Here is a 14,325-nt window from a genome sequence, read left to right as displayed (position 1 = left end):
GATGCAGCCATGACCATCCATTTTTACGGCATTTCCAATTGCGACACTGTCAAAAAATCTCGCAAGTGGCTTGAGGCGAAGGGTCTCGATTACACATTCCATGACTTCAAGAAGGAAGGCGTCGACGAGGGCAAGCTGGAGGCGTGGATTGCCGCGCACGGGGTCGGCACGGTCCTCAACAAGCGCGGGACGACCTATCGAAAGCTTTCCGATGCCGAGAAGGCGCAGGCCGAGGATCGTCACGGCGCTGTAAAGCTGCTCGTTCAGCACCCCTCCATGATCAAGCGGCCAGTGGTGGAATATCGCATTGCAACCGGGGAGGGCACCCTGGTCGGTTTCAAGGAAGACGAATGGTCAGCCGCCTTTTCCTGAGCGCAATTGCTCTATCGCTTGCATTTCCCCTCCCTGCGCTTGCCGAGGGCGATCCGATCGTCATCGCTCATCGCGGCGCAAGCGGCGAGCGGCCCGAGCACACGCTTGCCGCATACGAGCTCGCGATCGAACAGGGCGCCGATTATATCGAGCCCGATCTTGTAGTTACCAAGGATCTGGTGCTCGTCTCGCGCCATGAAAACGAGCTGTCCGGCACGACCGATGTCGCCAGTCGCGAGGAATTCGAGGATCGTCGCCGCGACAAGATGATCGACGGTCAGCGCATCGCGGGCTGGTTTGCCGAGGACTTTACGCTCGCCGAATTGCGCACCCTGCGCGCCAAGGAGCGCGTTCCGAATGCACGACCGGGCAATGTCCGTTACGACGGCCTCTATCAGGTCCCGACCCTCGCCGAAATCGTGAAGCTGAAGCGCGCTAAGGAAGCCGAAACGGGTCGCAGCATCGGCCTTTACCCCGAGCTCAAGCATCCGACATTCCTGCTCGAAGAGGCGGGAATCGACGTGGTCGACCTGTTGCTGCGCGAACTGCGTGACCTCGGCATCGGGCCGGAAGATCCGATTTATATCCAGAGCTTCGAGGTCGGCGTCCTCCAGCGATTGAACCGGCGCAGTGATTACAAGCTGGTGCAGCTGATAAGGGATGAGGGCGGCCCGGCGGACGAGCCGGACATGCGCTATTCCGAAATGATCTCGCCATCGGGGCTTGAGGAAATCACGGCCTATGCCGATGCGATCGGCCCATGGCTCGGCCATGTGGTGAGGCCGGACGGTTCGATCACCTCGCTCGTCGCTGACGCAAAAAAGGTCGGGCTAAAGGTCCACCCCTGGACGCTGCGCAAGGAAAACGGCTTTCTTCCTGCGGCCTTGCAAGGCAGCGGCGGTCCGTCCGCCGATGGCGGCTATCGCGCATTATGGCGGGCGGCGATTTCCAGCGGAGCCGACGGGTTTTTCACCGATAACGTCAAGGAATTCGTCGAGCTCGCCCGACAGGCGAACGATTAGGCGGCGTGGCGCGCGCTCAAAATGTAATTGAGCGCCTCGTTGTCCGACAGGTGCAACCCCTTGCCGATGCTATAGGCAATGCCGCGACGCTCCGTGACCTCAAGTCCGACCTCGCCGAGCAATTCCTCGAATTCCTCGGGCGTGATGAAGTCTTCCCAATGGTGCGTCCCTTTCGGGACATAGCCGACCGCCTCGGCCGCCCCCACCAGCAGCAGGCGCGAAGCGGCGGTGCGGTTGGGAGTCGACATGACGAGCAGGCCGCCCGGCGCCAAGCGTGCGGCAACGTCTTTGAGAAAAGCGCGCTTGTCGGCGACATGCTCGATCACCTCAAGGCAGGTGACGAGATCGAACGTGCCGATATCGAGGCTCGCGACCTCGCCCGCCATGTAGCGGATATCGAGCCCCGATTTCTCCGCATGGGTTGCGGCGACCGCGACATTTTCGGCGCTTGCATCGACGCCGGTGACATCGGCCCCCAACCGCGCGAGCGGTTCGCAGATAAGGCCCGCTCCGCATCCGATATCGAGCGCAGACTTGCCAGCAAGCGGTTTGATGTCTCGATCATCGCCGCCCCAATGCGCATCAACCGCTTTTCGGATGAACTCCAGCCGCACCGGATTGACCTGGTGAAGCGAGGCCATTTTACCTTTCGGATTCCACCAGTCTCTCGCAAGATCGGAGAAGAATGCCGCTTCCTCCGGGCGGATGGTAACATTTGATACGTTTGCGTTTCCCATTACGTCTCGTTAGCAGCGCCCGGACGCACTCACCAGCAGGAGTCTGAGAGCCTTGGCCAAGGACAGGCAGCGCATTGTGATGAAATTCGGCGGCACCTCGATGGCGGGGACCGAGCGCATTCGCCGCGTCGCGAATATCGTGCGGGCGCAGGCAGCCGGTGGAAACGAGGTCGCGGTGGTCGTGAGCGCGATGGCTGGCGAGACTGACAGGCTGGTCAATTTCTGCCGCGAGGCAAACGCGCTCTATGATCCCGCCGAATACGATGTCGTCGTTTCGAGCGGTGAGCAGGTCACGAGCGGCCTCTTGGCCCTGACGCTGCAATCATTGGGCTGCAAGGCCAGAAGCTGGCTCGGCTGGCAGCTCCCCATAAAGACTGTCGAAGCGCACGCCAAAGCGCGGATCGAGTCAATCGATGCGCCCGAAATGGTCGCGAGCATGGAAAGAGGCGAGATAGCGGTCGTACCTGGCTTTCAGGGCATAACCGACGAAGGTCGCATCAGCACGCTGGGGCGGGGCGGATCGGACACCTCCGCAGTCGCGGTCGCGGCAGCGGTCAAGGCGGATCGCTGCGATATCTATACCGATGTCGACGGGGTTTACACCACCGATCCGCGGATCGTCGCGAAGGCGCGCAAACTGAAAGCGGTGACCTATGAGGAAATGCTCGAACTGGCGTCCGTCGGCGCGAAAGTCTTGCAGACTCGCTCGGTGGGTCTCGCGATGAAGGAAGGAGTGCGCCTGCAGGTGCTTTCGAGTTTCGTTGGCGAAGATGCAGTCGCCGCGGATGAATTGCCCGGGACCATGATCGTCTCGGATGAAGAAATGGACGAATTGGTGGAGAAGGGCCTCATGGAACGCCAACACGTGACAGGGATCGCTCACGACAAGAACGAGGCGAAGATCATTCTCACCCGAGTGCCCGACAAGCCGGGCGCGGTGGCGCACATATTCGAGCCGCTGGCCGATGCGAGCATCAATGTCGATATGATCATCCAGAACGTGGGGCGCGACAAGGGCGAAACCGACGTGACTTTCACCGTGCCACAGGCCGACCTTGCTCGTGCGCAGGCTTTGCTCGAGGACCGTCGCGACGATATCGGTTTCAACCGCATCATAACTGACAGCAAGATCGCAAAGATCAGTGTGGTCGGCGTGGGCATGAAAAGCCATGCAGGCGTCGCCAGCACGATGTTCCGTGCGCTTTCCGATCGCGGCATCAACATTCAGGCGATTTCAACCTCGGAGATAAAGGTCAGCGTGATGATCGACGAGGACGAGACCGAACTGGCAGTCCGAGTGCTCCATACGGCTTACGGGTTGGACGCAGTCGATTAACGCGGCTCACTTGGCGGCTTTCCGCGGGCGTTTGGTCGCTGTTAACCATACTTGGTAGGACCTGTTTAACTCCGCTAACCGGACTCATGGGGCTCCCACGCAAGGAGTCGCATCCCATGGCCTTGAAAGCCCATATCGCCCCCGCCCCAAGCACGCTCGACGATCGCCGAGAGGCGCGCCGCGACATGCAACTGGAAACCTCAGGCACACTTCCGAGCGGGCTGGAGGCGAATGTTACAGTCCACAACCTGTCGAGTTCGGGCCTGCTGCTCGAAACCGACTTGCCGCTCGAAGAGGATGAGATCCTCGCAATCGAGCTTCCCGAGCATGGACCTGTCGAGGCCCGCATAGTCTGGCACAGCGACAGCCTGTACGGATGCGCCTTCGACGAGGAACTGCCGGCCAGCGTATTGGCCGCGGCAGAATTGCAGGGTGAACTTGGCGGTGGTCAGGGTATTGCCTTGACGACGAACCCCGGTACGATCTCCGAAGCGTTTGGAACCAGGTTGAACCGGTTGCGCCGCGAGCGTGGGCTGACCTTGGCCCAGGTGGCAGATGCTCTTGATGTGAGCAAGCCGACGGTCTGGGCTTGGGAGAAAGGCAAAGCACGTCCGCTACCGGAAAGAATAGAAGCAATCGCCGAAGCTCTGGGAGTGTCGGTCGCGGATCTCGCCGAAAGTCGCGACGGTGACAAAGGGCGAAGCGTAATCGAAGATTGTCGTCTACGTATTGCTACTGCTTACGGAACACAGCCCCGAAGCATTCGTATAATGATCGAGATTTGATGGCGGCTATAGTAATTATTCCCTATAGTGTTGCCTATAGGTCGCGTTGATAATCTCGAAATTATGGTAAACAAACCCTAGCGTTGATTCGTTTTTTAGTTGGGTGAGCTTACTAAGCTAACAAATATTATTGTCAAATACGGAATCAAAGGGGAAATATGGTTCCGTAGTTGGGCAATTTGTTAGCTTACCGGCTTGCCTGCTTTCAGCGAAACGACAGGGGTTGGTCGCTAACGCCGGGGGCATCGGCATGAAAATGGGATTAAGTGATGTAGAAGGCCGTGTGTTGCACGGCCTGGTTGAAGAGGCGTCGGGCGATATCGTTCTGCGGCTCGATGCGAACGGATTTATCGTCTTCGCATCGGAAAACGTGGCCGAGATCGGCCTGGACTTATCTGGACTGCTGGTGATGCCACATATCGCCGATCTCGCTGAGGCAGACCATAAATCCGCACTCAGCGACTTTACGCACAGTGTCTTCAGGGGCGACGCGCCGCGAGGTTGGTTCGAATTCCCCATCCTCGCCTGTTCTCCCGAAGACGAGTGCGGGGCGGCCGAATGCCGACGCTGGTACGCATTGAGCCTGCGCCGCATTGAGGGTGATGGGGGCGAAACGCACGGCGCGCTCGGCCTGCTGCGATCGATACAGCACAAGCGATCGCTCGAAGGCGAATTGCATAGCAGGGCGGTCACCGATCCGCTCACGGGCCTAGCCAACCGTCACGCCTTTTGTGCCAGTCTCAGGAGGCATCTCGCCCATGGCGGAGGCGAGATGATCGCGATCTTTGCGGTGGACCGGATGCGCGCGCTTTTCCTGCAGTTCGGCCAGCGCACCGCCGACGAGATCATGTGGGGATTTGCGAAGTTTCTCGAAACCATGATGCTTCCGGGGCAGGAGATTGCACAGATCGACAACGAACGACTGGCCGTGATCCTTCCGGACATGTCTCCGCGCACCGCACGCGAGTGGGCACAGGACGTGCTTTCGACCTTTTCGTCTCTGACGCTGCCTTCGTCTTCGCGCGCGCCGCAACTCACTGCGAGCGCCGGGCTTGCGCGAGTGGAATGCACGGTGGACTGGACGCTTCGTCAGGCCGAGCTTGCTCTCGTCATGGCCCGGGCGGGCGGAGGTATGCAGGTCGGTCATTGTGGGCGCCAGGGCGGTGCAGGATATGGCGGGTATTATACCGGCCAGCCGCCTGCCAATGCGACCGGCGAGGTCGACGAAGTTGGAGTTGCTGCCCGGGCGCGCTAGGCGTCCCCCCATGGCGCACACTTCAACGATTCTCCTTCTTGGTTCGGGCGAACTCGGCCGCGAATTCGTCATTTCAGCAAAGCGCCTGGGCGCGCGGGTGATCGCTTGCGATGCCTACGATGATGCGCCCGCTATGCAGGTGGCGGATGAGCGCGAGGTCTTCTCGATGCTTGATGGCGATGCTCTGCGGAGTGCTGCCGAGAAACACCGGCCCGATTGTATTGTGCCGGAGATCGAGGCAATCCGTACCGAAGTGCTTGCCAATCTCGAAAGCGAGGGGTTCAACGTCGTTCCTTCGGCGCGCGCGGCACAGTTGACGATGAACCGCGATGCGATCCGCGACCTTGCAGCGCAAGAGCTCGGCCTCGTCACTTCGCGCTATCGATATGCCGAAAGCTTGGAAGAGGTGCTGGAGGGCGCTCAGCACACGGGTCTCCCCTGCGTGATCAAGCCGGTCATGTCCTCGTCGGGCAAAGGCCAAAGCAAGGTCGAGAGCGAAGGCGAACTCGAGACCGCGTGGAACTATGCCGTCAGCAACATGCGCGGCGACCGCGCTCGTGTCATCGTCGAAGAGTTCATCGATTTCGAATACGAAATCACGCTGCTGACCGTGCGTCACAAGGATGGTATCAGCTTCTGCCCGCCGATCGGCCACAGGCAGGAGCGCGGCGATTACCAGGAAAGCTGGCAGCCGACTAACATGAGCGAAGGCGCTCTTGACGAGGCGAAGGACATGGCCGCAGCAGTGGTCAAGGCGCTTCAGGGCAACGGACGCGGCTGGGGCCTGTACGGCGTCGAATTCTTCGTGCGCGGCGAGGACGTGATCTTTTCCGAACTCAGTCCGCGCCCTCACGACACCGGTATGGTGACGCTGATATCGCAGGACCTGTCAGAATTCGACTTGCATGCGCGCGCTATCATGGGCCTGCCTGTGCCGGACGAGATCGCGGCGTGCCCGGCGGCATCGGCAGTGATACTCGCAGACCGCGACAGTGCGGATTTCGGCTATGAAGGGCTAGCGGAGGCGCTCGATAGCGATGCGGATGTCGATGTGCGGATCTTTGGCAAACCTTCAACGCGCCCTTTTCGCCGGATGGGCGTTGCACTTGCTACAGCCGACGACACCGACGAAGCGCGAAGCCTCGCCGGTGCCGCGGCTGGAAGAGTGAAAATCGCCTACCGCGATTAGCGACAGCGACCGCGTTCGATCTCGCGGCCGATCAACGCGCCGCCAGCTGCACCCAGTACGGTCCCCAGCGTCCGATCGCCGCGCGTATCGATTTCACGGCCAAGCAATGCGCCCAGAGCGCCGCCGACAATCAGGCCGGTCGTCCCGTCGCGCTTGCGGCAATAAACGCGGCCGTCGCGCCCGCGCCATACGCGGGTGTCGCGATAGACGCGGTCGTCGTAGTACCGGTCGTCGTAATCCCGATAACGTGCGGCGCGCTGGCGATCGCGGTAGTACCGGCGCTCAGCCTTGCGGCGCTTCTTCCAGTACTTGCGTTCAGCCTTGCGACGCTTTTTCCAGTAATCGTCGTCATCGTCCCAGTCGTCGTCTTCCCAGCGATCATCGTCGTGATAAGCGAACGTCATGTCGCCTACGACGCTGGCGGCAGTATACGGCGTGGAGTGGAATTCGTAGGCATGCGCGGGTGCCGCGAGCGCAGCGCCTCCCATGGCGATCCCGACTGCCCCTGCGATTATTGTCTTTCTCATCGGTCTTCTCCTGTGCTGACGACCCCATCTGTAGTGTCGCCTGGTATCCAGTGAGTCAGCTTTGAACCTCTTTTCCTGAACGACCCGATTGCGCATCTGACAGGAAACAGACAGGTAAGATGAACAGGTGCATCCTTGCGATGAGTTGTGGGTGCTTGCCGATTTTCATGCGCGCCACTAGTCCATCGCCCTATGAAAAGTCTTCCCCACCACATCGGTTCGAAGCGGCGTGCACCAGTTCACGCGATCTACGGGGCAGGCCGGGCGTGAGCGAGGCGCTGATCCTGACACTGAGCTGCGCGGACCGGCCCGGCATTACTGCGCGAGTCACCGGATTCTTGTTCGAGCGCGGTTGCAACATTCTGGACGCACAGCAATTCAACGACCGGGGAGCAGCGGGAGGGGGCGACCGGTTTTTCATGCGCGTCGCATTCGACCCGACCGGCACCAGCAGCGATGCGTTGCGCCAGCAGTTTGCTTCGCTCGCCGACGGATACGCAATGGACTGGAAACTGGCCGCGCAGGATCGCCCGCGCCGGGTCATAATCATGGTGGGCAAATTCGATCATTGCCTCGTCGACCTCATCTATCGCTGGCGCACGGGCGAACTGAATATAGAGCCGGTCGCGATCATCTCGAACCACCCGCGCGACAAGGCGATCCAGACTGATATCGGCGATATCCCGTTCCACCACCTGCCGGTGAAGCCCGAGACCAAGCCGGAACAGGAGGCGGAGGTGCGGCGTATCGCTGAGGAGACCGATGCGGAGCTGATTGTGCTGGCGCGCTACATGCAGATTTTCTCGGATGAACAATCAGCACATTTCGCGGGCCGTTGCATCAACATCCACCACAGCTTTCTTCCCGGCTTCAAGGGCGCACGTCCCTATCACCAGGCGTATGAGCGCGGGGTCAAGATCATCGGCGCGACCGCGCATTTCGTGACTGCGAACCTCGATGAGGGGCCGATCATCCACCAGGACGTGGAGCGAGTGAGCCACGCCGATACCGCCGCCGATCTGGTGCGAAAGGGGCGCGACATAGAACGCCGGGTTCTCGCAGAAGCCGTGAGGCTTTTCGTCGAGGAGAGAGTGCTGCTTAATGGCGGCCGAACGGTTGTGTTCCGCGGTTAAGTCAGCCAGCCTTTTTCGCGCAATCCCTGAACCGCGGACCTGCTGACTGGCACCTTCGTCCCATTGACCAGATCCAGCTCAATATCCCGACCCTCGCGCCTGTGGCCTGCGACCGAAGAGCGAGCGACCCACCAGCTCCGATGCACTCGTTCGCCTGTTCCGTCTGGCAGCAGATCGATCGCTTCGCTGAGAGGCATCAGCAACATTTCGCGCCGATCGCTGGCGTGGATATGGACGTAATGATCCTCGACCGAGAGCGCGAGGACTGGAGGAAAGCCGGGCGGAAGCCGGTTATGTAAAGTCGTTTTCGCGATACCTACGGCGTCGCCGACTGGGGCGGGATCGGCCATTTCAGGCTTTTTCGCGTCGCGAGCGTAGAGAATGAAGAACACGGCGAAAATCGCAGCAGCGATGCCCATGGTTTGCGGCCAGATCTCGGCAAAAGCTGGCCCGAACATCGCCGCGGTGCCGCCAAGCCACCAGAGCAGCGTCCAGGAAATCACCACGGTCGCGAGCGGAATTGCGATCACGTATCCCCATACGCTTGCAACACCAAGCAGACGCGCGATAGCCTTGCCAACTTGCCCCACAACTCCGAACAGGACCCATGCCGCAAGCAATCCGCCGATCCAAAGAGCCATGCGTGCGCCCAGTTCCATCCCTGTCGGGTTGAACAGGTTCGCAAGCGCAAAGCCGCAACCGATTATCGCGATGATCCCGGCCTCGGCGAGGAGGTATTCGGTCTGGGGTCGGGTTTTCTCGGTCATTCGCAACCAGTCCGGGCCGGACAGTCTGCGCAGGCGGCGGACCATCTGCGCATCGACGCGACGGCGTGCGAAGTTTCGCTTTCAAATCTGATGGTTTGCTCAAGGTTCACTGCCTCCACACACTATCGCGACGATCGCATCGGAGGCAAGCATGACGACACAGACACGCAATTCCTGGGCGGCCGGAATGGCGGGCGTGGCATTGACAACAGCTGCAGTCACGGTGGTGCTCATGGCACTATCGCAGCTCACCGGGGGGTATGCTGCGCCGCATACACAGCAAGGGGCGGGCAGCCGGATTACGCTGCCCATCATCATCCATCTGTCGACCGCGCTGTCAGCGGTAGTGCTCGGTCCGTTCATCCTGGCGCGGCGCAAAGGCGATGCGCTCCATCGTGCGTTTGGAAGAGTGTGGGTCGCACTGATGCTGACGACCGCCATCGCTTCAGCCTTCATCCGCGCACCCGGCGGTGGGATCGCCGGGACCGGTTTCAGCTTCATCCATCTCTTCACAATATGGACGCTGATCGTCGTCCCGCTCGCCGTCATCGCGGCGCGGCAGGGGAAGATCGAAGCGCATCGCGGAGCGATGAAAGGCCTCTATGCAGGGCTATGCATAGCCGGCGCGTTCACGCTTATTCCGGGTAGGCTGCTGGGAAGCGTCGTCTTCGGCTAGCGTCGCGCCACCTGGCCTGCAGCGTTCAATTCTGCCTCCATCGCCTTGTCCTCGTTGGCGCGGTGGATCACGTAAGCGCGGATAGCCTCGATCTCCTCTTTGCTAAGGCTGTCCGCGAAGGATGCCATCCCATTGTCCTTGAGCAATCCATCGTGCACCACTGCCATCCAGGCCTGCGCATTGCCGAGCGAACCGGCGCGGCGAAGGTCCGGGAGCACGGTCGAACCGACGGCTGCAGGTGCGTGGCATACAGCACAGTAGCGGGCGTATTTCTCACTCCCCAGAGCGATAGTGTCTGCAGGCGCTCGGCTCGGCGGTGGATCGAGCGGCAGGCTCGCGAGCTCCATTTCAGGTGGCAATTCGCCGGTCCCTCCGAGCTTGAAGACCAGCAGGCGCGACACGTTTCGCACCGGTGCCTTGTCAGCGATTAGCGCGCCATCGACCGAGAGTGCATAGGCGCCGCCCCATCCGGCCAGAACCGCCACATATTGCTCCCCATCGACCGTGTAGGTGATCGGAGGAGCGACAACGCCGGTCTGCGCGGCAAAACTCCATAGCTCTTCGCCAGTGGCAGCGTCGTAGGCGTTGAACTCGCTCCCCGCTGTGCCCTGAAAGACGAGGCCGCCGCCGGTGGCGAGCAGGCCGCCATTCCACGGGCCAGGATGTTCGACCGTCCACTTTGCTTCCTGCGCCACCGGGTCCCACGCGACCAGCATGCCGCGCACGGTCCCTGCAACCTCGCGGCGGAAGCCGAGGTCTGGCGGAAGGTCGCCAGCACCAAGATTGAAACCCACGTTGAAGCCGCGCGCGCGATCGGGCTTCCAACCCTCTTCGGGCGCATAGATCATGCCCGCTTCGAACGCCGGGATGTAAACGAGGTTTTCGCCCGGGTGATACGCCATCGGGTGCCAGTTGTGCCCGCCGAGCGGTCCCGGCAGGACCAGCGCCGGCTCACCCGTCTTGTCGATCCGCGTTTCGGGGTTTTCGATCGGCCGCCCGTTCTCATCAATCCCGGTGGCCCAGTTAAGGCCGACATAGGGCTGCCCGCTGATGAACTCGCCGGTTTCGCGGTCGATGACGTAGAAAAAGCCGTTCTTGGGCGCCTGCATCAAAACTTTGCGTTGCTCGCCCTCGATCTCCATGTCGGCAAGCACAATGTGCTGGGTCGCGGTGTAATCCCAGGTCTCGCCAGGCGTCGTCTGGTAATGCCAGACATATTCGCCGGTCGACGGCCGGATTGCCACGATGCTGGAGAGGTAGAGGTTGTCGCCTTCCCCCGTTCCATCCTCACCCGGAGAGCGATAGGCGCGGTTCCATGGGCTACCATTCCCGACTCCGATATAGAGCAGATCGAGATCGGGGTCGTAGGCCATCGAATCCCAGACCGTACCTCCGCCACCGATCGCATCGGAGCCAGCGCGCACATCCTTGTTCCAGGTTTCAGCTGCGGCTCTCAGATATTCGGGCGACGCATCATCCTCGGTGCCTTCGGGCACCGTGTAAAAGCGCCACACTTCCGCGCCATTGTCAGCATCGTAGGCGGCGACAAAGCCGCGCACGCCAAACTCCGCGCCGCCATTGCCGATGATGACCTTGCCATCGATCACGCGCGGCGCACCGGTGACAGTGTAGCTTTGCTCGGGATCGGTGGTCTGCACCTCCCACTTGATCGCGCCGCTGTCGCGGTCGAGCGCCACGAGCCGTCCATCGAGCGTTCCGAGAAACAGGCTGTCGCCCCATGCGGCCAGGCCGCGATTGACCGTGTCGCAGCACGCCTTGACCGCAGTCTCGCCCGGCACCTCCGGGTCATAGCTCCAGAGCGGCGCACCAGTCGCGGCGTCGAAAGCCTTCACCTTGCTCCACGCAGTGGTGAGATAGAGCTTTCCATCGATGACGAGGGGCGTCGCTTCCTGTCCTCGCGCAGTGTCCATATCTGCAAACCATGCAAGGCCGAGATCGCCGACATTCCCGGTATCAATCTGGTCGAGAGGCGAGAAACGCTGTTCCGAATAGGTCCGCCCATGGGTGATCCAGTTGGCATCGTCGCTATCGGCATCGACCAGCATGGCGGCGGTAATTCCACTGTCGCCGACCGCATCGAGCATCGAATCGCATGCTGCCACGGACAATGCACCGGCCGCCAATGCGGGCAGCGCCCATCTTCCCATCGTCATCGGAATTTTCTCCCTCTCTTGGCCACCATGTTGCCGCGCGTATCACTGCTTGTCCATCGCGCGCTCGCGCGCCTATTGAAAGCGAGAGGGGCAAAGCAGAGGAGAGGCGAATGTGCGACGAAGCAAAGCTGAAATACTGGGCTCGCGAAACGATAAGCCGCCGACAATTCGGAGCGTTGGCTGGCGCCGCTGCGGTTGCTGCCTGTGCGCCGCCGACCAGTGAGCGATCGTCCGTCGAAGACAAAGGTACTGGCGGATCGATGTTCTCGACCGTCGCCTCGATCGAAACGCCCTCGGGTACGATGGATGGTTTCCTGCTCTATCCCGAAGCGGACAAATCCTATCCTGGTGTGATCCTGTGGCCCGACATTGCGGGCGTGCGCCGTTCCAAGCTCGAAATCGGAATGCGGCTTGCAAGCGAGGGCTATGCGGTTCTCGTCGTGAACCCGTATTATCGCGATGTGAAGGGCGAACAGTTTGCCGACTTTGCAAGCTTCATAGATTCAGACGGTTTCCAGAAAGTCCGACCATGGCGCGAAAAGCTCACCGCTGAGGCGATCCAGAGCGATGCAAAGGCAATCGTCCAATGGCTCGACGCGCAGGAGCGAGTCGATGCCTCGCGCGGCATCGGCACGCAGGGATACTGTATGGGCGGTCCCTTCGCGATCTGGACCGCGGCTGCGGTACCCGACCGCGTCAGGGCCGCGGCGAGCTTCCACGGCGGTGGCCTGGTGCGCGCAGACAACCCGATGAGCCCGCACAAGGTTCTGAGTGAAGTCGACGCGCGACTGCTGATCGCTGTTGCTCAGGATGACGATGCCGAGGATCCGCAGGCGAAGGAAATCTTCGCAGAAGCCGCGGAAGCGGCAGATGTTCCGGCAACGGTTACCGTTTACGAGGGGGACCACGGCTGGACTGTGCCAGACAGCCCGGCCTATGCCGAAGCGGCGGCAGAACGTGCCTATGCGGACTTGCTGGAGCTATACTCCGCCGCGCTCTAGGTTTCGGCGCCGGCCCCGGTCGAAGGCGCGGGGACGCCTCGCGCCTGGCGTTCCTTGTTTCGCTGGTTGCTGCGGCCGAACCGTCCGAACTTGCGATAGCGCGTCATCCACTTGTCGAGGAACAGGCCGAGGGGACGAGGGGTAATGCCCAGGTCGGCGACAGTGCGGTGCTCGCCGGAGACGACGCTTCCGGCTTTCAGGAGCCGCCACTGGTCCTTGCTCATGGGCGAGCCCGGGAGGCTCGCGAACAGCCCGGACATGCTGTCGGACATGGCGACGAAGCGCCGCTTGCGACCCTGGGCTTCGGCTATTCGCTGGTTGATCTCCATCATGGTGAGCACTTCCGGCCCGCCAAGCTCATAGATGTGTCCACCGTGCCTGGCAGGGTCTTCGAGCGCAACTGCAATAGCGTCGGAGACATCATCGGCGAAGACAATCTGCATCTTCGCATCCGGCCCGAAGACCGGGATCACAGGGAACATCTCGATCAACTGGGCAAACATGTTGAGGAAATTGTCGTCCTTCCCGAACACGATCGAAGGGCGCATGATCGTGGCATTGGGAAAGGCTGCGAGGACGTTCTCCTCACCCAGCGCCTTTCCGCGCGCATAGGCCGTGGGGGAATTCCTGTCGGCACCGATTGCGCTGACATGCACCATCGCCGTCACCCCCGCTTCGCTGGCTAACCTAGCTATGGTTCCGGGTGCCTCGCCCATCAATTTCTCGAGGTCGCCTGTAAACGCGCCGACGAGGTTCACGACATAGTCTGCGCCTCGAAGAGCAGCAGCGACGCTCTCTTCTTTCGTGATGTCGCATCGAGCGAATTGCAGCTGGCCCAGATTGGCGAGCGGCTGCAACGCAAAGCCTTTCTCTGGATGACGGCTGGCGATTCGCAGGCGTGCGCCGCGTTCGAGCAGGCTCTGCGCGACATAATTGCCGATATAGCCGCTTCCACCGAAGACGGTGACGAGCTTGTCGGCGAGCGGTGAAGTCTTGGTCATGGTCCTTACCGGTCCCGTTGTCGGGTTTCATTGAGTTCAAGATGCCAATGCTTCAACGCGCCCGTCGGGGCAAGCGTTCCTGTGGTATACTTGCCTATTCAAGGTCACGAAGATCGTTGACAGGCAACCGCGCGGCTCGCTATTGGCGCGCGCCTACCCCGCAGCGACGGCTTCGATGACTCGCTGCACTGTGTGCCCAGATGGCGGAATTGGTAGACGCACCGTCTTCAGGTGGCGGCGCTCGCAAGGGCGTGGAGGTTCGAGTCCTCTTCTGGGCACCATTCAAGCATCACTGATGTTCATGAGCGATTGCTGAAACCGCAGAATTCTGCCAAAACCATCAGCCTTGG

Annotated in this window: 14 protein-coding genes and 1 tRNA gene; 10 read left to right on the top strand and 5 right to left on the bottom strand. The window is 61.1% G+C overall.

Features of this window, described 5'->3' with window-relative positions; all coding sequences use genetic code 11:
- Nucleotides 1-9 precede the first annotated feature (9 nt).
- Together FIU90_RS00600 and FIU90_RS00595 are read left to right on the top strand one after the other, a co-directional pair.
- The gene (locus FIU90_RS00600; RefSeq protein ID WP_152433010.1) at nucleotides 10-372 is read left to right on the top strand and encodes an arsenate reductase; all 363 of its coding nucleotides are present in this window, start codon (nucleotides 10-12) and stop codon (nucleotides 370-372) included.
- Nucleotides 351-1,394 (top strand): glycerophosphodiester phosphodiesterase family protein, encoded by a 1,044-nt coding sequence (locus tag FIU90_RS00595; RefSeq protein ID WP_152433009.1) that lies wholly within the window; start codon nucleotides 351-353, stop codon nucleotides 1,392-1,394. The genes FIU90_RS00600 and FIU90_RS00595 overlap by 22 nt, the downstream gene beginning before the upstream one ends.
- Here FIU90_RS00595 and ubiG read toward each other — a convergent pair.
- On the bottom strand, nucleotides 1,391-2,131 hold the full coding sequence (gene ubiG / locus FIU90_RS00590; RefSeq protein WP_152433008.1) for a bifunctional 2-polyprenyl-6-hydroxyphenol methylase/3-demethylubiquinol 3-O-methyltransferase UbiG: 741 nt from the start codon (nucleotides 2,129-2,131) through the stop codon (nucleotides 1,391-1,393). The two genes, FIU90_RS00595 and ubiG, sit on opposite strands and share 4 nt — an antisense overlap.
- A 79-nt stretch (nucleotides 2,132-2,210) precedes the next feature.
- Between ubiG and FIU90_RS00585 the strand changes: the two genes are divergently transcribed.
- The 4 genes from FIU90_RS00585 (at nucleotide 2,211) to purT (ending at nucleotide 6,696) form a co-directional block, all read left to right on the top strand.
- Nucleotides 2,211-3,467 carry an aspartate kinase gene (locus FIU90_RS00585; RefSeq protein ID WP_152435608.1) on the top strand — a complete coding sequence of 419 codons (1,257 nt, stop codon included), beginning with the start codon at nucleotides 2,211-2,213 and terminating at the stop codon, nucleotides 3,465-3,467.
- A 116-nt stretch (nucleotides 3,468-3,583) separates the two neighbouring features.
- A complete protein-coding gene (locus tag FIU90_RS00580; protein WP_152433007.1) occupies nucleotides 3,584-4,252 on the top strand; it encodes a helix-turn-helix domain-containing protein in 669 nt (222 codons plus the stop codon).
- A 250-nt stretch (nucleotides 4,253-4,502) separates the two neighbouring features.
- Nucleotides 4,503-5,507, top strand: a complete 1,005-nt coding sequence (locus tag FIU90_RS00575) for a GGDEF domain-containing protein (RefSeq protein ID WP_152433006.1) — start codon at nucleotides 4,503-4,505, stop codon at nucleotides 5,505-5,507.
- A gap of 10 nt (nucleotides 5,508-5,517) precedes the next feature.
- Nucleotides 5,518-6,696, top strand: a complete 1,179-nt coding sequence (purT, locus tag FIU90_RS00570) for a formate-dependent phosphoribosylglycinamide formyltransferase (protein ID WP_152433005.1) — start codon at nucleotides 5,518-5,520, stop codon at nucleotides 6,694-6,696.
- Here purT and FIU90_RS00565 read toward each other — a convergent pair.
- Complete coding sequence (locus tag FIU90_RS00565) at nucleotides 6,693-7,223, bottom strand: glycine zipper 2TM domain-containing protein (protein WP_152433004.1); 531 nt, start codon at nucleotides 7,221-7,223, stop codon at nucleotides 6,693-6,695. The two genes, purT and FIU90_RS00565, sit on opposite strands and share 4 nt — an antisense overlap.
- A 266-nt stretch (nucleotides 7,224-7,489) precedes the next feature.
- Between FIU90_RS00565 and purU the strand changes: the two genes are divergently transcribed.
- Nucleotides 7,490-8,356 (top strand): formyltetrahydrofolate deformylase, encoded by an 867-nt coding sequence (gene purU, locus FIU90_RS00560; protein WP_152433003.1) that lies wholly within the window; start codon nucleotides 7,490-7,492, stop codon nucleotides 8,354-8,356.
- Here purU and FIU90_RS00555 read toward each other — a convergent pair.
- A complete protein-coding gene (locus FIU90_RS00555) occupies nucleotides 8,353-9,123 on the bottom strand; it encodes a LytTR family DNA-binding domain-containing protein (protein WP_172970132.1) in 771 nt (256 codons plus the stop codon). The two genes, purU and FIU90_RS00555, sit on opposite strands and share 4 nt — an antisense overlap.
- Nucleotides 9,124-9,274: 151 nt before the next feature.
- Between FIU90_RS00555 and FIU90_RS00550 the strand changes: the two genes are divergently transcribed.
- Complete coding sequence (locus FIU90_RS00550) at nucleotides 9,275-9,799, top strand: DUF2306 domain-containing protein (protein WP_152433001.1); 525 nt, start codon at nucleotides 9,275-9,277, stop codon at nucleotides 9,797-9,799.
- On the opposite strand, the gene FIU90_RS00545 is transcribed toward FIU90_RS00550, so the two are convergent.
- Nucleotides 9,796-11,967: a PQQ-dependent dehydrogenase, methanol/ethanol family gene (locus tag FIU90_RS00545; protein WP_370515214.1), complete on the bottom strand. Its 2,172-nt coding sequence runs from the start codon at nucleotides 11,965-11,967 to the stop codon at nucleotides 9,796-9,798. The two genes, FIU90_RS00550 and FIU90_RS00545, sit on opposite strands and share 4 nt — an antisense overlap.
- A 116-nt stretch (nucleotides 11,968-12,083) precedes the next feature.
- Here FIU90_RS00545 and FIU90_RS00540 point away from each other — a divergent pair, with 116 nt between their 5' ends.
- Nucleotides 12,084-12,974, top strand: a complete 891-nt coding sequence (locus tag FIU90_RS00540) for a dienelactone hydrolase family protein (protein ID WP_152432999.1) — start codon at nucleotides 12,084-12,086, stop codon at nucleotides 12,972-12,974.
- On the opposite strand, the gene FIU90_RS00535 is transcribed toward FIU90_RS00540, so the two are convergent.
- Nucleotides 12,971-13,975, bottom strand: coding sequence for a complex I NDUFA9 subunit family protein (locus tag FIU90_RS00535; protein WP_152432998.1), 1,005 nt, complete (start codon nucleotides 13,973-13,975; stop codon nucleotides 12,971-12,973). The two genes, FIU90_RS00540 and FIU90_RS00535, sit on opposite strands and share 4 nt — an antisense overlap.
- A 194-nt stretch (nucleotides 13,976-14,169) precedes the next feature.
- Between FIU90_RS00535 and FIU90_RS00530 the strand changes: the two genes are divergently transcribed.
- Nucleotides 14,170-14,256: transfer RNA gene (locus tag FIU90_RS00530), tRNA-Leu, on the top strand.
- Nucleotides 14,257-14,325: the final 69 nt, after the last annotated feature.

The sequence above is a fragment of the Erythrobacter sp. THAF29 genome (assembly GCF_009363635.1).
GTDB lineage: Bacteria > Pseudomonadota > Alphaproteobacteria > Sphingomonadales > Sphingomonadaceae > Erythrobacter.
This window is presented reverse-complemented; position numbering and strand designations above follow the sequence as displayed.